Origin of the sequence: Vogesella facilis (assembly GCF_042648525.1) — a bacterium.
GTDB classification, from domain to species: domain Bacteria; phylum Pseudomonadota; class Gammaproteobacteria; order Burkholderiales; family Chromobacteriaceae; genus Vogesella; species Vogesella facilis.
Genome location: NZ_JBHRXN010000032.1, coordinates 32,416 through 48,902, shown reverse-complemented (window position 1 = coordinate 48,902; position 16,487 = coordinate 32,416). Strand labels below are relative to the sequence as shown.

General features: G+C 68.1%; 19 protein-coding genes. 4 read left to right on the top strand and 15 right to left on the bottom strand.

Going from position 1 to position 16,487, the window contains the following annotated elements; all coding sequences use genetic code 11:
- Positions 1 to 41: 41 nt before the first annotated feature.
- The 3 genes from ACFOLG_RS13860 to ACFOLG_RS13850 are packed head-to-tail and all read right to left on the bottom strand — an operon-like array spanning position 42 to position 1,879.
- Positions 42 to 845 (bottom strand): alpha/beta fold hydrolase, encoded by an 804-nt coding sequence (locus ACFOLG_RS13860; protein ID WP_386092844.1) that lies wholly within the window; start codon positions 843 to 845, stop codon positions 42 to 44.
- Positions 846 to 851: 6 nt separating this feature from the next.
- Complete coding sequence (locus tag ACFOLG_RS13855; protein ID WP_386092842.1) at positions 852 to 1,154, bottom strand: AzlD family protein; 303 nt, start codon at positions 1,152 to 1,154, stop codon at positions 852 to 854.
- The gene (locus ACFOLG_RS13850) at positions 1,148 to 1,879 is read right to left on the bottom strand and encodes an AzlC family ABC transporter permease (protein WP_386092840.1); all 732 of its coding nucleotides are present in this window, start codon (positions 1,877 to 1,879) and stop codon (positions 1,148 to 1,150) included. Before ACFOLG_RS13850 ends, ACFOLG_RS13855 begins: the two co-directional genes overlap by 7 nt.
- A gap of 121 nt (positions 1,880 to 2,000) precedes the next feature.
- Between ACFOLG_RS13850 and ACFOLG_RS13845 the strand changes: the two genes are divergently transcribed.
- Positions 2,001 to 2,459, top strand: coding sequence for an Lrp/AsnC family transcriptional regulator (locus ACFOLG_RS13845; protein WP_386092838.1), 459 nt, complete (start codon positions 2,001 to 2,003; stop codon positions 2,457 to 2,459).
- Positions 2,460 to 2,500: 41 nt separating this feature from the next.
- Here the strand turns inward: ACFOLG_RS13845 and ACFOLG_RS13840 are convergent, their stop codons facing one another.
- Positions 2,501 to 3,403 carry a DMT family transporter gene (locus tag ACFOLG_RS13840; RefSeq protein WP_386092836.1) on the bottom strand — a complete coding sequence of 301 codons (903 nt, stop codon included), beginning with the start codon at positions 3,401 to 3,403 and terminating at the stop codon, positions 2,501 to 2,503.
- Positions 3,404 to 3,503: 100 nt separating this feature from the next.
- Positions 3,504 to 4,223, bottom strand: a complete 720-nt coding sequence (locus tag ACFOLG_RS13835) for a GntR family transcriptional regulator (RefSeq protein WP_386092834.1) — start codon at positions 4,221 to 4,223, stop codon at positions 3,504 to 3,506.
- 321 nt (positions 4,224 to 4,544) lie between these two features.
- Between ACFOLG_RS13835 and ACFOLG_RS13830 the strand changes: the two genes are divergently transcribed.
- From ACFOLG_RS13830 to ACFOLG_RS13820, 3 genes are read left to right on the top strand one after another with little or no spacing between them, the layout of a single operon-like run.
- A complete protein-coding gene (locus ACFOLG_RS13830) occupies positions 4,545 to 5,285 on the top strand; it encodes an SDR family NAD(P)-dependent oxidoreductase (RefSeq protein ID WP_386092832.1) in 741 nt (246 codons plus the stop codon).
- Positions 5,278 to 6,336 (top strand): phosphotransferase, encoded by a 1,059-nt coding sequence (locus ACFOLG_RS13825; RefSeq protein WP_386092831.1) that lies wholly within the window; start codon positions 5,278 to 5,280, stop codon positions 6,334 to 6,336. Before ACFOLG_RS13830 ends, ACFOLG_RS13825 begins: the two co-directional genes overlap by 8 nt.
- Positions 6,333 to 7,664, top strand: a complete 1,332-nt coding sequence (locus tag ACFOLG_RS13820) for an aspartate aminotransferase family protein (RefSeq protein ID WP_386092829.1) — start codon at positions 6,333 to 6,335, stop codon at positions 7,662 to 7,664. Before ACFOLG_RS13825 ends, ACFOLG_RS13820 begins: the two co-directional genes overlap by 4 nt.
- A 233-nt stretch (positions 7,665 to 7,897) precedes the next feature.
- On the opposite strand, the gene ACFOLG_RS13815 is transcribed toward ACFOLG_RS13820, so the two are convergent.
- The 10 genes from ACFOLG_RS13815 to ACFOLG_RS13770 all read right to left on the bottom strand — a co-directional run bounded on the left by ACFOLG_RS13815 (position 7,898) and on the right by ACFOLG_RS13770 (position 16,480).
- Positions 7,898 to 8,332: an Lrp/AsnC family transcriptional regulator gene (locus ACFOLG_RS13815; protein ID WP_386092827.1), complete on the bottom strand. Its 435-nt coding sequence runs from the start codon at positions 8,330 to 8,332 to the stop codon at positions 7,898 to 7,900.
- Between the two features lie 45 nt (positions 8,333 to 8,377).
- Positions 8,378 to 9,547 (bottom strand): trans-sulfuration enzyme family protein, encoded by a 1,170-nt coding sequence (locus ACFOLG_RS13810; protein ID WP_386092825.1) that lies wholly within the window; start codon positions 9,545 to 9,547, stop codon positions 8,378 to 8,380.
- 35 nt (positions 9,548 to 9,582) lie between these two features.
- Positions 9,583 to 10,269, bottom strand: a complete 687-nt coding sequence (locus ACFOLG_RS13805) for an ABC transporter permease (RefSeq protein ID WP_386092823.1) — start codon at positions 10,267 to 10,269, stop codon at positions 9,583 to 9,585.
- Between the two features lie 11 nt (positions 10,270 to 10,280).
- Positions 10,281 to 10,958, bottom strand: a complete 678-nt coding sequence (locus tag ACFOLG_RS13800; protein WP_386092822.1) for an ABC transporter permease — start codon at positions 10,956 to 10,958, stop codon at positions 10,281 to 10,283.
- A 48-nt stretch (positions 10,959 to 11,006) separates the two neighbouring features.
- The gene (locus ACFOLG_RS13795; protein ID WP_386092820.1) at positions 11,007 to 11,786 is read right to left on the bottom strand and encodes a transporter substrate-binding domain-containing protein; all 780 of its coding nucleotides are present in this window, start codon (positions 11,784 to 11,786) and stop codon (positions 11,007 to 11,009) included.
- 28 nt (positions 11,787 to 11,814) lie between these two features.
- The gene (locus tag ACFOLG_RS13790; RefSeq protein WP_386092818.1) at positions 11,815 to 12,612 is read right to left on the bottom strand and encodes an ABC transporter ATP-binding protein; all 798 of its coding nucleotides are present in this window, start codon (positions 12,610 to 12,612) and stop codon (positions 11,815 to 11,817) included.
- A gap of 96 nt (positions 12,613 to 12,708) precedes the next feature.
- A complete protein-coding gene (locus ACFOLG_RS13785) occupies positions 12,709 to 14,124 on the bottom strand; it encodes an aldehyde dehydrogenase family protein (protein WP_386092816.1) in 1,416 nt (471 codons plus the stop codon).
- On the bottom strand, positions 14,121 to 15,188 hold the full coding sequence (locus ACFOLG_RS13780; RefSeq protein ID WP_386092814.1) for a homoserine dehydrogenase: 1,068 nt from the start codon (positions 15,186 to 15,188) through the stop codon (positions 14,121 to 14,123). Before ACFOLG_RS13780 ends, ACFOLG_RS13785 begins: the two co-directional genes overlap by 4 nt.
- An 87-nt stretch (positions 15,189 to 15,275) precedes the next feature.
- Complete coding sequence (locus tag ACFOLG_RS13775) at positions 15,276 to 15,788, bottom strand: Lrp/AsnC family transcriptional regulator (protein ID WP_386092812.1); 513 nt, start codon at positions 15,786 to 15,788, stop codon at positions 15,276 to 15,278.
- 17 nt (positions 15,789 to 15,805) lie between these two features.
- Positions 15,806 to 16,480 carry a hypothetical protein gene (locus ACFOLG_RS13770; protein WP_386092810.1) on the bottom strand — a complete coding sequence of 225 codons (675 nt, stop codon included), beginning with the start codon at positions 16,478 to 16,480 and terminating at the stop codon, positions 15,806 to 15,808.
- Between the last annotated feature and the right edge of the window lie 7 nt (positions 16,481 to 16,487).

The following is a 16,487-nucleotide window of genomic DNA, read 5'->3' as shown; positions in this document are numbered from 1 at the left end:
CTACCGCCACGGCCGCGCGCATGCGGCCAACGTTGGCCGCATCAGCCGCCGGCGGCCGGCGCCAGAAAGCGGGCGATGCGGGCCAGCACCCACGCCTCCTGCTCGCGGTGCGGCAGGTGCCGTACCGCCGGCATCAGCTCCAGCTGCACCGGGCCGCCCAGCCCGGCGGCGAGCTGTTCCGGGTGCCGGCGCGAGCCGTACTCGTCGTCGCTGCCGTGCAGCACCAGGCTGGCGCAGCGCACCTGCGGCAGCACCGGCTGCAACGACCAGTCGGCGAAGGCCGGCGACAGCCAGGTATCGATCCACGCCGCCAGCACCCACGGCGCCTTGGCGCCGTGGTAGCGCTGCAGGCGCTGCCTGGGTTCCGGCTGCTGGAACTGGCGTTGCGCCGCGAGGATGCCCTGCCGCGTGCGCTCCTCGACGAAGGCCTGCGCCGCGATGGTGATCAGGCCGTCGCAGGCGCTGGCGTAGCGCGCAGCGCATTGCACCGCCATGCCGCCGCCCACGCTATGCCCCAGCACGACGAAGCGCTGCAGGTCGAAATGCGCGCGCAGCGCCGGGAAGAATTCGGCGGCCTCCTGCTGGATAAAGTCGGCGCCCAGGCTATCGTGGTGCGGGTCGGAACGACCGAAGCCGAGGCGGTCGTAGCCGATCACCGTGCGGCCGCTGTGCGCGGCCAGGCGCGCCGGAAAGTCGCGCCACAGCTGCACGCAGCCCAGCGAGTCGTGCAGCAGCACGATGGGCGCCAGCTGGCCGGCGTCGTCGGCGGCCTGCCAGCGGCGGGCGTACAGGCGGCCGTGCGCGGTGCCGATCCAGTGTTCACTGCTCGGGGCTATGGCTGGCATGGTGGTTCAGGCTCCCAGTAAATGGCCCAGCACGCCGCTGGCGGCGATGCCGATGGCGACGGTCGGCAGCAGCGGCAGGCGGCAGGCGGCGAGCAGGGTGATGCCCAGCGCCAGCAGCTTGGCCGGCTGCGCGGCGACGAAGGCCGGCGCGATGACGGCCAGCAGCACGCAGCCCGGCACATTATCCAGCACCGCCTGCAGCCGTGGGCTCAGCGTGCGCTTGCGCAGCAGCAGGTAGCCCAGTACCCGGGTCAGGTAGGTGCTGACGGCCATCAGCACGATGATCAGCACGGTGGTGGTATTCAGCATGGGCGCGCTGTCCACAGCATGGCGGCCAGCAGGCCGGCGGCGGCACCGGCGGCGACATGCCAGGCGCCCGGCAGCAGCAGCGAGCTGGCCGCCGCCACCAGCAGGCTCACCAGCCAGGGGCGGCAGGCGCGCAGCCCCGGCCACATGCCGCGCAGCAGCACCAGAAACACCGCGGTAAACGCCATGTCGAAGCCGTACTGCTCGATATCGCCCAGCGCCGGGCCGAGCAGCGCGCCCAGGGCGGTAAACAGCAGCCAGGTGAGATACAGGCCGGCGGACACGCCCAGGTAGTAGCGCAGGCTGATGCGGCTGGCCGCGCGCTGCCGCGCATCGGCCAGCGCCATCGCCCAGCTTTCGTCGCACATGAAAAACAGCGCCGGCAGCGCCTTTCTGGCCGGCAGGTGCTGCAGATAGGGCGCCAGCGCCGCGCCCATCAGCAGGTGGCGGCTGTTCACCAGGCAGGACATCGCCACGATCAGCGCGACCTGCGGCGGCGAATGCCACAGCCGGATGGCGGCAAACTCCGAGCCGCCGCCGAAATTCAGCCCGGTCAGCAGCGGCACCTCTACGGCGCTCAGCCCTTTCTGGCTGGCCTGGGCGCCGAGCAGCAGCGCGAAGGGGATGAACCCCAGCAGCACCGGCAACGCGGCGCGCACGCCACGCCAGGCTTCGTCTCTGGCAGTGGCTGCCGCCTCGCCGGCAAGAATGGTGGTTGGATTGTGCATTTGGCCTCCTTGTTATTATTCTCTGCCAAAGCTGCCGCAATCGGGTTGCGTAGTTGCCACGTTTGGTATTGAAATTGGCAGTGGATACAGCAAAGCAAACCCTTACTGGAACCGGATGCCAATGAAACTGGACGCGATAGATAGACGCATTCTGGCCGCCCTGCAGCGCGACGGGCGGCTGCAGAATATCGAGCTGGCCAAGACGGTGGGGCTGTCGCCGTCGCCGTGCCTGCGGCGGGTGCGCCTGCTGGAGGAGGCCGGCGTGATCGAGCGCTACGTGGCGGTGGTCAACGCCGGCAAGGTGGGCAAGGGGCTGACGGTGTTCGCCCGCATCTGGCTCACCGGGCAGGATGCCGAGACCGTCGATCACTTCACCGCCGCCATCCAGCAGCTGCCGCAGGTGGTGGAGTGCCACTTGATGGCCGGCGATTGCGATTTCCTGCTGCGCATCGTGGCGGCCGATCTGGACGACTACCGCCAGTTCCAGATCGCGCACCTCACCCGCATCAAGGGGGTGCAGAGCGTGAAGACCGAGATCCCGATGCAGAAAATCAAGCTGACCTCGGCGATACCGGTGTAGCGGCGCAAGGTTGGCCGCATGCGGCCAACCTTGCGCGCCGCCTAGTCGTGCAACTCGGTCAGCGCCACCTGTTCCGGGCGCGATTCGCGGCTGATCAGCAGCACCGCCCACAGGATCAGCGCGCCGCCCAGCACCTGGGTCAGGTTCAGCTGCTCGCCGAGGAACAGCCACGCCAGCAGGATGGTCACCACCGGCTCGGCGGTGGAAATCAGCGACGCCTGGGTGGCGCCGGTGCTTTGCAGCCCGGAGAGGAACAGCGCCAGCGCCGCCACCGTGCCCAGCAGCACGATGCCGAGGATTGCGCCCCAGCCGGCCGGGCTGTGCGGCGGGGCGAAGCCGTTGACGGCCAGCCAGCCGCCGTAGCAGCAGGCGGCCGACAGCACCACCACGCAGGCATGGGTCAGCGGATGGCCGCCGTGCACCAGCCGGCTGCCGGCCAGGATGTACAGCGAGTAGATCAGCGCCGAACTCAGCCCCAGCAGCAGGCCCAGCGGCTGCGCCTGCAAGTCCACGCCGACGGTGACCAGCAGCCCGGCCAGCGCCAGGCAGATCGCCAGCAGGCGGCGGCGGGTGAACGGCTCCTTCAACAGCACGGTGGACAGCGCCAGCACGATGGCCGGAAACAAATACAGCAGCAGCGAGATGGTGCCGGCATTGGCGTAGTGCAGGCCGGTGAAATAGCAGGCGGCCATGCCGGCGTAGCCCAGGCTGCCCATCAGCATCAGCACCAGCAGCGAGCGGCCGCGTGGCCAGGGCAGCCGTTTGGCCAGGCACCACGGCAGCAGCAGCGCGCCGGCCAGCGCAAAGCGCAGGAACAGCAGCGTGGGGGTGGAGGCGCCGTCGTCGTAGGCGAAGCGGGCGAAAATGGCCATGCTGCCAAAGCCGATGGCGGACAGCAGGATCTTGAACTGGCCTAGCCAGGCATGGGGTTGGGGGCTGGACATATCGGGGTCACCGGCTCCGGGCAAGGTTGGTTATCAGGGGGCGGCTGGCTGGCGGCGTGCGGCCAACGTTACGCTGCCGCATCGCTGCGGTGGCCGCTTGTCATTCGCCGGCGTCGCTGTGCTCCGCGCCGCTGGCGGCGCTCGCCTCCGCGGAGGCCGCCGCCGCAGCCTGCAGATGCTGCAGGATCACCTGCCCGCCGCACAGGATGTCGTCGCTGATGGCGCGGGCGGCGGCCGGGCCGTCGTGGGCGCGGATCGCCGCCAGCACCGGGTAGTGGAAATCCAGCATGTCGTCGCCGCCATCGCCGTAGACCTCGGCGATCAGCGGCCCCATCTGCAGCCAGATGCGGTACAGGATGCCCTGCAGGAACGGCATGCCGGCGATCTCCACCAGCGCAAAGTGAAAGCGCTGGTTGAGGTCGCAGCCGCGGGCGGTGTCGCCGTCGGCAATCGCCTGCTCGTTCTGCCGCACCAGCTCTTCCAGCAGCGCGATCTGCTCGGCACTGGCATTCTGCGCCGCCATTTCTGCGGCCAGGCCTTCCAGCTTGATGCGGATGGCGCGGATCTCCAGGTAGCGCGCCTCGGTCATGTGCGGCACGCGGATGTCGCGTGCCGACTTCATCGCCAGCGCCTGCTCCTGTACCAGCCGCAGGATGGCATCGCGCACCGGGGTGACGCTGGTGCCCAGCCGTGCCGCCAGCTCGCGGATCTTCAGCCGCTCCCCCGGCTTGAGCTTGCCCTGGATCAGGGCATTGCACAGCAGGTGGTAGACGGTGCTGCCGAGGTTGTCGTGTTCCAGCGTGTCCAGCGCGTCGGTCATGGTGGGGCGTGCCGCAAGATTGAGTTGGCCCAATTCTAGCATCGGCGCCAGAAAATATGATGCATCAAAAAAGCAAAATGGCTGCCGGCGTGGGGTGCGCAAGGTTGGCCGCAGGGCGGCAAGGCCGGCGCGGCCGTGTTCGGCGGCAGCCGCCATCCCGTTGCACGCGACTGGCCGCGCCGCGCTTGCAATTGAAAAATGCAACAAATATGATGCATCATCATTCGATGGCTGGTAGCTAGCCATCGTGCCGCCGCGGCTGCGGCCGGGATGCGCCCGGCGGACGCGGCCGGCCGCCACCCATTCACGCAGGAGTCTGCCATGCCGGATCAAAAGCGTTACATGTTGCTGACCGGGGCCAGTCGCGGCATCGGCCACGCCACCGTCAAGCTGTTCCAGGAACACAACTGGCACATCTTCACCGTGTCGCGGCAGCCGTTCTCCGAGGACTGCCGCTGGCCGTCGGCGCGCGCCAGCCATGTGCAGGCCGATCTGGCCGACCTGTCCTGCCTTGATGCGCTGGTGGCCGAGGTGCGCAGCCGGCTGCCGGGTGGCGAGCTGCACGCGCTGGTGAACAATGCCGGCATCTCGCCCAAGGGGCCGGACAGCGCGCGGCTGGGCATTCTGGACAGCGACATGGACACCTGGGGCCGGGTGCTGAACGTCAATCTGGTGTCCACCGCGCTGCTGGCGCGGGCGCTGTTCCCAGAGCTGAAAAAAGCGCAGGGCAGCATCGTCAACGTCACCTCGATTGCCGGTTCGCGCGTGCACCCGTTTGCCGGCGTTGCCTACGCCGCCTCCAAGGCCGGGCTGGCGGCGCTGACCCGCGAGCTGGCGCACGAGTTCGCGCCGCACGGCATCCGCGCCAATGCCATCGCCCCCGGCGAGATCGACACCGCCATCCTGTCGCCGGACACCGCCAGGATCGTCGAGCAGGATGTACCGCTGCGGCGGCTGGGCACGCCGCACGAGGTGGCGGAGGCGATCTACTTCCTGTGCTCCAACCGTTCCGCGTATATCAACGGCTCGGAAATCCACATCAACGGAGGCCAGCATGTCTGACAGCGCCATCGACCAGCTGTTTTCCACCCTGGGCAGCGCCACCACGCCCGAGGCCGCCAGCGAACTGCTGTGGCAGCACTACGGCCTGCGCGGCCGCGCCAGCCCGCTCAACAGCGAGCGTGACCAGAACTTCCACATCCACGGCGACGACGGCGCGCAGTACGTGCTGAAGCTGACCCACCCGGCGGAGGCGCGCGGTGTCACCGATTTCCAGACCCGCGCACTGCTGCACGCCGCCAGCCGCGACCCGGCGCTGCCGATTCCGCGCGTTATCCCGCGGCTGGATGGCGAACCGTACGCGGCAATTACCCTGCCGGACGGCACGCAGCGGGTGTTGCGCCTGCTCAGCTACCTCGGCGGCCAACCTTTGCACCAGATCACGCGCTCGGCCGCGCAGCGCCGCCACCTGGGGCAGACGCTGGCGCGGCTGGATCTGGCGCTCAGCGACTTTGCCCATCCGTCCGCCGAGCACGCGCTGCTGTGGGACATCCAGCACAGCGAGCGGCTGCAGCCGCTGCTGGCCGAGCTGCCGCCGGGGCCGCAGCGCGACACCCTGGCGGCGTTCGTCGCCCATTTCCGGCGCGAGATCCAGCCGGCGCTGGCCGGGCTGCGCCGCCAGGTGATCCACAACGACCTCAACCCCTACAACGTGCTGGTGGATGCGCAGGACCAGATCACCACCAGCGGGCTGATCGACTTTGGCGACATGGTGCAGGCGCCGTTGATCAACGAGCTGGCGGTGGCCTGCTCCTACCAGCTGTCGCGCAATGCCAACCCGCTGGACACCGCCGCCGAGCTGATCGCCGGCTACCACGCGCTGTACCCGCTGCAGCGCGAGGAGGTGGCGCTGCTGTACGACTTGATCCTCACCCGGCTGTGCATGACGGTGACCATCACCGGCTGGCGCGCCAGCCGCTACCCGGAAAACCAGACCTACATCCTGCGCAACAACGGCCTGAGCTGGGACGGGCTGCAACGGCTGCAAGCCGTCGGCCGTGACGCCGCGCAGGCGTTTTTGCTGCAGCTGTGCGGCATGAAAGGACAAGCATGAGCAGCAAGGACCAACGTATGGCCAATGCCTTCGACTCGGCCACCGCAGCCAGCCTGCCGGCGCGCGAGCAGGCGCTGATCCAGCGCCGGCAGCAGCTGCTGGGCCAGGCCTACCGGCTGTTCTACGAGCAGCCGCTGCACGTGGTGCGCGGCGAGGGGGTGTGGCTGTACGACCCGGACGGCAACGCCTATCTCGACGTGTACAACAACGTCGCCTCGGTCGGCCACAGCCACCCGCGGGTGGTGGATGCCATCGCCCGCCAGGCGGCGACGCTGAACACCCACACCCGCTACCTGCACGACAGCATCCTCGACTACGCCGAACGGCTGCTGGCCACGCTGCCGACGGCCGGCTACCAGGCGATGTTCACCTGCAGCGGCAGCGAGGCCAACGACCTGGCGCTGCGGCTGGCGGCCAACTACAGCGGCGCTGCCGGCGTGATCGTCACCAGCCATGCCTATCACGGCGTCACCAGCAGCGTGGCGGCGTGCTCGCCGGCCTTCGGCCACAACGTGCCGCTGGGCGTGCAGGTGCGCACCGTGCCGGTGCCGGACGCCTACCGCTACCCCGACGAAGATGTCGGTGCACGCTTTACCCGCCACGTCGAGCAGGCCATCGCCGATCTGCAGCGGCACGGCATCCGCCCGGCGGCGCTGCTGGTGGACACGCTGTTTATCAGCGACGGTGTGTTTGCCGAGCCGGCCGGTTTTCTCGCCGGCGCGGTGGAGGCGATCCGCGCCGCCGGCGGGCTGTTCATCGCCGACGAGGTGCAGGCCGGCTTTGCCCGCAGCGGCAGCCAGTTCTGGGGCTTCCAGCGCCACGGTGTCACGCCGGATATCGTCACCATGGGCAAGCCGATGGGCAACGGCCACCCCATCGCCGGGCTGGCGGCACGGCCGGAGATCATCGACGCCTTCGGTCGCCAGGTGCGCTACTTCAATACCTTTGGCGGCAACCCGGTGTCGTGCGCCGCGGGCCTGGCGGTGCTGGACGTCATCCGCGACGAGGGCCTGCAGCAGAACGCGCGCGATACCGGCGCCTACCTCAAGGCCGGGCTGGCAACGTTGGCCGCAAAACATGAACTGATCGGCGATGTGCGCGGCGCCGGTTTCTTCCTCGGCGTGGAGCTGGTGACCGACCGGCAGCGCAAAAGCCCGGCCACGGCGCAGACCGGCCGCGTGGTCAACGCGCTGCGCCAGCGCCGCATCCTGCTCAGCGCCACCGGCCCGGCCGGCAACATCCTCAAGCTGCGGCCGCAGCTGCCGTTCTCGCGTGCCAACGCCGACCAGTTGCTGAGCACGCTGGACGAGGTGCTGGCCGGGTTGTAGCCGCGCAGTCGAGTGCGCCGCGCATGCGGCCAACCTTTACGGCCCGGCCTGGCTGCCGAGTCGGTATCAGCGTTGTTGTGCATCCGGCCGGTCGCTGCGCGGGCCGCAGGTGATGACGGATATGCCTGGACGGCTGGCGGCGGCCAGCGGCGGTCAGCTGCCCCGCGCCATGCCGGGCAGGGGGCCGCGTTGTCCCGCGGGGGCTGGGGCATGTGCGGTGCCGGCTGCCAGTTTCAGCGCTGCACCAGGGCCGACAGCACGAAGCAGGTATTGATGTTCTGCACGCCGGGCAGGGTGCTGATCTGGCTCCAGATCTGGTTGATGCGCTCGTGGCAGTCGGCTTCCAGCCGCACCATCAGGTCGATCTCGCCGCTGAGAATGGCGCAGTCCACCACTTCCGGAATCTTGGCGATGACGCTGGTGACATCGGCACCGCGCATGCGGTCCTTGCGGTACACCAGCATCACGGCACGAACCGTGTCCGCGTTGCTGTTGCCGGCGCGGCGGATGGTGTAGCCGGCGATCACCTTCTGCCCTTCCAGGCGGTCGATGCGTTGCCGCACCGATTGCCGCGACAGGCCCAGCCGGGTGGCCAGCGTCGCCAGCGGGATGCGGGCGTCGGCAGTCAGTTCGTCGAGGATGTGCTGGTCGATGGCGTCGAGTTTCATGGTCGGGTCAGCTCCGGAACGGGCGGTGGTGCCACCCGTTGGGGGTCACAGTGTGGCAAGTGCCTGCAGTACGTCGCGCTTCAGGTCTTCGACATTCTCGATGCCGACCGAGTAGCGGATGAAGTTGAGCGGGATGTCGGCGGCCTGCATCTGCGCCGGGCTCATGGTGCCGGCCCACATCGCGGCGGTGTGGATGACCAGCGAGTCGACGCCGCCGAGGTTGCCGGCGTTGTGCGGAATCTGCAGCGCGGCGACGAAGCGCTCGGCCTCGGCGTAGCCGCCGCGCACGCCGAACGCCACCACGCCGCCGTAGCCCTGCATCTGCGTGCGCGCCAGCTCGTGCTGCGGGTGGCTCTCCAGCCCCGGGTAGTACACGCGCTCGACCTGCGGCTGCTGTTCCAGGAAGCGGGCCAGCGCCAGCGCATTGGCGTTGATGCGCTCGACGCGCATCGGCAGCGTGCGCAGGCCGCGCAGCAGCAGCCAGGCGTCCATCGGCGACAGCACCGCGCCCAGCGTGATGTGGGTGTGCCAGATTTCCTCGGCCAGCGCCTTGCTGGTGCAGATCACGCCGCCGCTCATGTCGTGGTGGCCGCCGAGGTATTTGGTGGCGCTGTGCACCACGATGTCCACCCCCAGATCATGCGGACGCTGGTTGATCGGCGAGGAGAAGGTGTTGTCGGCCATGGTCAGGATGCCGTGTGCGCGGGCCACGCGGGTGACGGCGGCGATGTCGGTCAGCATCAGCACCGGGTTGACCGGGCTTTCCAGCAGGATCAGCCGGGTGTTGGGGCGGATCGCCGCTTCGAAGGCGGCGGCGTCTTCCTGTTCTACCAGCGTCACCTCGATGCCGAAGCGCGGCAGCATGTCGTCCAGCAGCTTGCTGCTGCTCATGTAGTGCCGGCGCTGGCCGATGACGTGGTCGCCGGCCTTGACCAGCGCCAGCACCGTGGTGGCGATGGCGCCCATGCCGGAGGCGGTCACCAGTGCCGTCTCGGTGCCCTCCAGCTGCGCCATCACGGTTTTCACCCGTTCGTGCACCGGGTTGCCGTAGCGGGTGTAGTTGCGCGGGTGCTGCGGCTCGCTGGACATGGCAATGAATTCGGCGCTGTCCTCGGCCTTGAACACCGCCGAGTAGTGGATGGCCGGCGCGACACCCTTTTCGTCAGTGAGGTCGGCATCGGCATGAATCACCATGGTTTCCAGTTGATAGTCCATATTGTTCTCGCTGGGTTGGTTGCACGCCGACAGGGTCAGCGCAGTTGGTGTCGGTTCAGGCGCGCCTCGCCGTACCGGGTCAGCAGCGACAGCACGGCGGCGATGACGATGTAGAGCAGGCCGGCCAGCAGCAGCGCGTCGGTGGTGTAGGACTCGATCGACAGCCGCCGCGCCACGCCGGTGAGGTCGAGCACGGTGATGGTGCTGGCCAGCGCGGTGGACTTCAGCTGCAGCACGATCTCGTTGCCCAGTGTCGGTGCCGAGATGCCGATGGCGCGCGGCACCACGATGTACCAGGTCACCATCAGCCGACTCATGCCGAAGGCGGTGGCCGCTTCCTTTTCGCCGGCCGGCACGCCGAGAATGCCGCCGCGGATGTCTTCCGCCATGTAGGCGGCCAGGTTCAGCGTCAGCGCCAGCAGCGCGCAGGGGAAGGCGTCGCCGACCAGCAGCCACAGCGCGGAATCGCGCACCCATTCGAACTGGGCCAAGCCGTAGTAGAGGATGAAAATCTGCACCAGCAGCGGCGTGCCGCGAAACGCGGACATGAACAGGCGGCTGGGCAGCGCGATCCAGCGCCGTGGCGAGCTGCGCGACACCGCCAGCGGCACCGCCAGCGCGAAGCCGAGCACGCAGGAGAGCAGCAGCAACTGCAGCGAGATCCACAGTCCGTCGAGCAGCGCCGGCCACGATTGGCTCAGTAGCAAGGCAAGTTGGTCCATGAGGGTTCCTTTCACGCCGGGCTGGCATAGCCGCGGTTGGCGCGTTTTTCAAAGTAGGCAAACGCTGGGTTGGAGACGGCTAGCAGCAGCAGGTAGATCACCGCCACCGCGGCGTAGAACACGAACGGCTGCTTGGTGAACTGCGCGGCGATATTGGCCTTGCGCAGCATGTCTTCCAGCCCGACGATCGACACCAGCGAGGTGTCCTTCAGCAGGTTCTGCCACATGTTGTTGAGGCTGGGCAGGCAGATGCGCCATGCCTGCGGCAGCTGCACGCACCAGAAGATCTGCCAGCGCGACAGGCCATAGGAGCGCGCCGCTTCCAGCTGCCCCTTGGGCACTGCCAGGAAGGCGCCGCGGAATACTTCCGAGGCGTAGGCGCCGAACACCAGCGCCAGCGCTACCACGCCACCGGCAAACGGGCTCAGGCTCAGCGTGCCGGCGAAGTGGGTGTTGATCAGGTTGGACAGGCCGAAGTAGCAGATCAGCAGGATCAGGAATTCGGGAATGCCGCGCAGGAGGTTGCTGACCAGATGGGCGCTCTGTCGCAGCCAGCGCAGCGCCGACATCTTGGCGGCAGCGCCGGCCAGCCCCAGCAGCAGGCCGAAGCAGAGCGAGGTGAACGCCAGCTCCAGGGTCAGGGCAGCGCCTTCCAGCAGCTGGGCGCTGTAGTCGAATAGTGCAGCCATGGAGAGTCTCCAGTGCGGGCCGCCGTGCAGGCGGCCCGGCGGGTGGGGTTATTGCGGCAGGATGCTGAACGGGAAGTAGCGCTTGTTGACGGCCTGGAAGTAGCCGTCCTTGTGCACGCCGACAATGGCCTGGTCGAACTGCGCCTTGAGTTGGCTGTCGCCCTTGCGCACGGCGATGGCGGTGCCGGCGCCAAAGATGGCGTCATCGGAAATGGCCTGGCCGGCCAGGGCGAAGCCGGCCTGCTGGCCGCCCTTGCTCAGCCAGTCGTGGGCCACGGTGCTGTCGGCGAACACCGCCTGGATGCGACCGGATTCCAGGTCTAGCCAGGCGGAATCCAGCGACTGGTAGACCTTGACGTTGATGCCGCTGCTGCTGGTCGGCAGGCGGCTGCGGAAATAACTTTCGTGGGTGGAGGCGGTCTGCACGCCGACAGTCTTGCCGCGCAGCGTGGCCGGCTGGTTGCTGATGCCGCTGCCTTTCTTCGCCACCAGGTGCACCGGCGCGGTGGTGAAGATGCGGCTGAAGTCCACCGATTTTTCCCGTTCCGCGGTGCGCGACATCTGCGCCAGCACCGCATCGATCTGGCGCGCCTTCAGTGCCGGGATCAGCGCGTCGAAGTCCATGGTCACCCACTGACAGGTCACTTTCATCGCGGCGCACATCTTGTTGCCGATTTCGATCTCCATCCCCTGCAGCTTGCCGGAGGCGTCCTTGTATTCGAACGGCGCGTAGTCGGCGAGGGTGCCGATGCGTACTACTTGTTGCGCATGGCTGGCGGGGCTGATCAGGGTCAGGGCGGTGAGGGCGGAGAACACGAGCTTTTTCATGGCGATTTCCTTTGGGTGGGGGCGGCAATCACAGGATGCTGGACAGGAATTTCTGGAACCGGGGCGACTGCTGGCGGGTGAACACTTCGTCGGGGCAGCCGTCTTCTTCGATCTTGCCCTGGTGCACGAACACCACGCGGCTGGCGACTTCACGCGCGAAGCCCATCTCGTGGGTGACCACCAGCATGGTGCGGCCGTCCTCGGCCAGCGCACGCATCACCTTCAGCACCTCACCCACCAGCTCCGGGTCCAGCGCCGAGGTCGGCTCGTCGAACAGCAGCACTTCCGGGTCGGTGGCCAGCGCGCGGGCAATGGCTACCCGCTGCTGCTGGCCGCCGGAGAGCTGGGCAGGGTAGGCGTGGCACTTGCCGGCCATGCCGACCTTTTCCAGCATCTCCAGCGCCTTGGCTTCGGCCTCCTGGCGGCCCAGGCCGAGCACCTTCTGCGGCACGAACATCACGTTCTGCAGCACCGTCATGTGCGCCCACAGGTTGAACTGCTGGAACACCATCGCCAGCTTGCGGCGGATGCGGGTGATCTGTTGCGGGTCGGCCAGCGTCAGTCCGCCATCGCGCGTCGCCTTCATCTCCAGATGCTCGCCGTTGATGGTCAGCCGACCGGCGTCCGGGGTTTCCAGCAGGTTGATGCAGCGCAGCAGGGTGCTTTTGCCGGAGCCGCTGCTGCCCAGGATCGAGATCACGTCGTGCTTGTGCGCGGTGAGCGAAATGCCTTTCAGGATCTCGACGCTGCCGAACGACTTGTGCAGCTCCTCGATGGCCAGCACCGGCGCCGGCGGCGAAAAAGCGGGATGGGCTAGGGATGTCATGGGTGATCCTCTCTATTCTCGATTTGTGGACGTCTTTTTTTGTGTGCCACTTCCGGCGGCGGCAGCGCCGCCGGCACGACGACTTGCAACCGCTTCCTAGCGCGCGCCCAGGCGCTTGCGTTTGAAACAGATCACCTTGGGCTGCGACATCTCGGCGATGGCGAAGCGCACCCCCTCGCGTCCCAGCGAGCCGTACTTGAAGCCACCGAACGGCATGCCGTCGAAGCGGAAGTCGGAGGAGTCGTTGATCATCACCCCGCCGGCCTGCAGCCGCTCCGCCACCCCCAGCGCCGTTTCCAGATGGCTGGTGAAGATGCCGGCCTGCAGGCTGCTGTCGCTATCGTTGGCCGCAGCCAGCGCGCTTTCCAGATCGTCGAACGGGGCGACGATCACCACCGGCGCGAACACTTCCTCGCGCCAGACGCGGGCGGTGGTGGGTACGTCGGCGAGGATGGTCGGCGCGTACAGCGCGCCCTGGCGCTGGTGGCCGCACAGCACGGTGGCGCCCGCTGCGATCGCCTCGTCCACCCAGCTTTCGATGCGGCAGGCCTGCGCCTCGCTGATCATCGGCCCCATGTCGGTGGCCTCGTCCAGCGGGTCGCCGACCCGCATTGCGGCGGTCAGCTCGGTCAGGTAGCGGGTGAACAGCTCGTACACCGGCCGCGCGATCAGCAGGCGCTGGGTGCCGATGCAGTTCTGGCCGGCGGCCCAGAACGCGCCGGAGACGCAGGATTCGGCGGCGTCGCGCAGGTCGCAGTCGGCCATCACGATCACCGGTGCGTTGCCGCCCAGGTCCATCGCCAGCTTCTTCAGCCCCGCCTCGCGGGTGATGGCTTCGCCGCTGACCGGGCCGCCGGTGAAGCTGACCATGCGGATCGCCTTGTCGCGCACCAGCGGCGCGGCCACCTCGCTGCCGCCGTGCACCAGCTGCAGCGCGTCGCGCGGCACGCCGGCCTGCCACAGGCACTCCGCCAGTCGCACCGCCGACAGCGGTGCCAGCAGCGACGGCTTGAGGATTACCGCATTGCCGGCGGCCAGCGCCGGGCCCAGCTTGTGGGCAACCAGGTTGAGCGGGTCGTTGAACGGGGTGATGGCGAGGATCACGCCCAGCGGCTCGTGGGTGAAATAGCCGCTGCGGTCTTCGGCGCCGGCGTAGGAATCGAACGGGATGATCTCGCCGCCGTGGCGCTTGGCTTCTTCCGCCGACAGCCGCAGGGTGTTGACGCAGCGCGCCACCTCCTTGCGTGCCTGGCGCAGCGCCTTGCCGGACTCCAGCACGATGGTGCGGGCAAACTCGGCCGCCTGTTGTTCCACCATCGCTGCGGCGCGCTGCAGCAGCTCGGCGCGCTGGTGGCGCGGCAGCGCTGCGGCCAACGTTGCGCCGTGGCGGGCGCGGCTGACGATGGCCGGCAGCGCCTCGACCGGGGTCAGCTCGACGCTGCCGACCACGCTGCCGTCAAACGGCGACTGCACTTCGCAATGCATGGCTTGCTGCTTGAGTGGCGCGTTCATGCTTGCACCTCCTGGCCGAGGGTCTGCTCGGCCAGCTCGATCAGGTCGGACAGCACGGCGAAAGCGGTTTCCACGCGCCCGGCGCCCGGGCCGCTGATGGTGACGCCGCCCAGCACGTCGGTGTCGAAGGTGATGGCGTTGGTGACGCCGCCGATCGCCGCCAGCGGGTGGCCGGCCGGCAGTTCGCGCGGCTCGACGCTGGCGCTGACGCTGCCATCCGGCTGACGGGTGGCGGAGCCGACCAGTCGCCAGCTGCGTCCGGCGGCCTGCGCGGCGTGGATGTCGCTACTAGTGAGGCCGGTGATGCCGCGGCAGGGCACATCGGCGCGGGTCAGCCCGGCCTGCCACAGCGTGTTGGCGAGAATCACCACCTTCAGCTGTACGTCGCCGCCGCCGAGGTCGGCGCTGGGGTCGGCCTCGGCGTAGCCGAGCGCCTGCGCCTCGCGCACCGCGGCGTCGAAGTCATGGCCCTGCGCCAGCCGCTCCAGCACGAAGTTGGAGGTGCCGTTGAGGATGCCGGCAAAGCCGTTGATCTCGCAGCCGCACAGCGTGGTGCCGATCTGGCGCAGCACCGGCGTGCCGCTCATCACCGCGCCCTCGTACTTGATGGCGGCACCGTTGGCCGCAGCCAGGGCGGTGAGCGACTGCTGTGCCAGCGCGATCGGGCCCTTGTTGGTGGTGATCACGTGCTTGCCGTGGCTCAGCGCGGCGCGGCAGTGCGACAGCGCCGGCTCGCCAGTGTGCGGGTCGGTGAAGGTGGCCTCGACCACCACGTCGACGTAGTCGGCGGTGACCAGTTCGAGGGTGGCGGCGAGGTCGATGTGTTCGTTGATGCGGGTGGCGGGGTCACGGCGCAGCGCATCGGTGCTGAAGCCGCTGTCGGCGGTGGCCAGCAGCGCGTCCAGGTCGATGCCCTGCGGGTTGCTGACCACGCCCAGGCGCAGGTCGGCCAACGCAGTGATGCGGAAGTCGAGGTCGCCAAGCTTGCCCTGTTTTGCCTTGAGCAGAGCCACCAGGCCCTGGTTAACGCCGCCGAAACCAATCAGTGCCAATCGGAAAGTCATCGCTGGATCCCTTCGTGTTCGAGTGTGGAACTTCATGGTACGGTGGCGAAATGTTGCAAACAATCGACTAATTGACGCTAAAAACGGTTATTTTGTTGCGTTTTGACTGTTGTCGGCTGCGCTTTGGCCGTCGCCTTCCACCGGGATGAACAGCGAGGTTTTCAGGGTGTTGAGCACCACGTTGGTGGTGATGCGGCGGATCATCGGGTTGTTCTCCATCACCCGCGCGGTCAGGCGGTCGTAGGCCTCGACATCCTGGGCGGTGATGATGACGATCAGGTCGGCGGCACCGGTCACGTAGTAGATCTGCTGGATGGCGTCGATCTGCTTCGCCCACTCGCGGAAGCGGTTGACGGTGTCGTAGTTGTCGCGCTCGATTTCCATGGCGGCGACAAAGCTCATCGGCCGCCCGACCAGCGCGCGGTCGAGCACGGCCACCTCGGCGCTGATGATTTTTTCGGCACGCAGCCGTTTGAGGCGCTTCTGCACGGCGGAGGCGGACAGGCCGATGGTCTCGGCAATCGTTTCCGCATTTACCGAGCAGTCGCGCTGCATGATGGTGAGGATCTTCTGATCGAATGAATCAAGCGCAGTAGTCATGGCCGTTATCCGGAAAATTAGAGATAGAAGGCGGTGGCCGCACTGGCCCCCGCACAGGTGCGCACCTGATCCAGCGCGTGAATCAGTGCGCTTCTGCTGGCAGCGCTAAAGCCATCAAACCGCACCGGCGGCAGCTCCAGCCGGTCAAGATCCGCTGGCAGCGGATAGACCTGTTCCGAGCCTTGCTGGCGCTTGGCGATCAGCGCGCTGCCCTGTAGCGCCAGCAGCGTCATCTGTAGCGAGCAGGGGGTTGCCAGCGCCAGCGCGTCGGCCAGCGGCAGCAGCAGCGGGGCGATTTGCTGCAACAGTGGAAGTTCGTACACCCCCGGCCACCAGGCGTGCGCGTGCGGTGGCCAGCAGCCGGTGGGCAGGGTGGCGACCATTTCCACGCTGCGATCACGGCGCAGCAGGGCATAGGCGTGCACGTGGCCAGCGGCGCTGGCGCCGGAGTGGAATAGTTCGCCGCAGGGCAGCGACGCGTACTGGGTGAGTGCGATGCCGGCCGGGCGCAACTGCGCCAGCAGCGTCAGCGCCAGCTGCCGCTGCCTGGCCGACAGCGGTTGGCCGACGATGCCGGCGGCCGGCAACAGCCGGCAGCGCCACTGCGGGCCGGGCGCCATCGTGACGATGGCGCTGCCGGCGGGCTGTCCGGCAGCAGGCGGCTGTTCGCTGGCAGGAGATAGTTCACGCATCCGACAC

What these genes read in the sequence shown, in the direction of transcription:
- ACFOLG_RS13840 (WP_386092836.1), bottom strand. Translation starts at nt 3,403, where the DNA reads ATGTCCAGCCCCCAACCCCATGCCTGGCTAGGCCAGTTCAAGATCCTG.
- ACFOLG_RS13805 (WP_386092823.1), bottom strand. Translation starts at nt 10,269, where the DNA reads ATGGACCAACTTGCCTTGCTACTGAGCCAATCGTGGCCGGCGCTGCTC.
- ACFOLG_RS13800 (WP_386092822.1), bottom strand. Translation starts at nt 10,958, where the DNA reads ATGGCTGCACTATTCGACTACAGCGCCCAGCTGCTGGAAGGCGCTGCC.
- ACFOLG_RS13850 (WP_386092840.1), bottom strand. Translation starts at nt 1,879, where the DNA reads ATGCACAATCCAACCACCATTCTTGCCGGCGAGGCGGCAGCCACTGCC.
- ACFOLG_RS13815 (WP_386092827.1), bottom strand. Translation starts at nt 8,332, where the DNA reads ATGAAACTCGACGCCATCGACCAGCACATCCTCGACGAACTGACTGCC.
- ACFOLG_RS13820 (WP_386092829.1), top strand. Translation starts at nt 6,333, where the DNA reads ATGAGCAGCAAGGACCAACGTATGGCCAATGCCTTCGACTCGGCCACC.
- ACFOLG_RS13775 (WP_386092812.1), bottom strand. Translation starts at nt 15,788, where the DNA reads ATGACTACTGCGCTTGATTCATTCGATCAGAAGATCCTCACCATCATG.
- ACFOLG_RS13795 (WP_386092820.1), bottom strand. Translation starts at nt 11,786, where the DNA reads ATGAAAAAGCTCGTGTTCTCCGCCCTCACCGCCCTGACCCTGATCAGC.
- ACFOLG_RS13845 (WP_386092838.1), top strand. Translation starts at nt 2,001, where the DNA reads ATGAAACTGGACGCGATAGATAGACGCATTCTGGCCGCCCTGCAGCGC.
- ACFOLG_RS13810 (WP_386092825.1), bottom strand. Translation starts at nt 9,547, where the DNA reads ATGGACTATCAACTGGAAACCATGGTGATTCATGCCGATGCCGACCTC.
- ACFOLG_RS13770 (WP_386092810.1), bottom strand. Translation starts at nt 16,480, where the DNA reads ATGCGTGAACTATCTCCTGCCAGCGAACAGCCGCCTGCTGCCGGACAG.
- ACFOLG_RS13855 (WP_386092842.1), bottom strand. Translation starts at nt 1,154, where the DNA reads ATGCTGAATACCACCACCGTGCTGATCATCGTGCTGATGGCCGTCAGC.
- ACFOLG_RS13785 (WP_386092816.1), bottom strand. Translation starts at nt 14,124, where the DNA reads ATGAACGCGCCACTCAAGCAGCAAGCCATGCATTGCGAAGTGCAGTCG.
- ACFOLG_RS13825 (WP_386092831.1), top strand. Translation starts at nt 5,278, where the DNA reads ATGTCTGACAGCGCCATCGACCAGCTGTTTTCCACCCTGGGCAGCGCC.
- ACFOLG_RS13790 (WP_386092818.1), bottom strand. Translation starts at nt 12,612, where the DNA reads ATGACATCCCTAGCCCATCCCGCTTTTTCGCCGCCGGCGCCGGTGCTG.
- ACFOLG_RS13780 (WP_386092814.1), bottom strand. Translation starts at nt 15,188, where the DNA reads ATGACTTTCCGATTGGCACTGATTGGTTTCGGCGGCGTTAACCAGGGC.
- ACFOLG_RS13860 (WP_386092844.1), bottom strand. Translation starts at nt 845, where the DNA reads ATGCCAGCCATAGCCCCGAGCAGTGAACACTGGATCGGCACCGCGCAC.
- ACFOLG_RS13830 (WP_386092832.1), top strand. Translation starts at nt 4,545, where the DNA reads ATGCCGGATCAAAAGCGTTACATGTTGCTGACCGGGGCCAGTCGCGGC.
- ACFOLG_RS13835 (WP_386092834.1), bottom strand. Translation starts at nt 4,223, where the DNA reads ATGACCGACGCGCTGGACACGCTGGAACACGACAACCTCGGCAGCACC.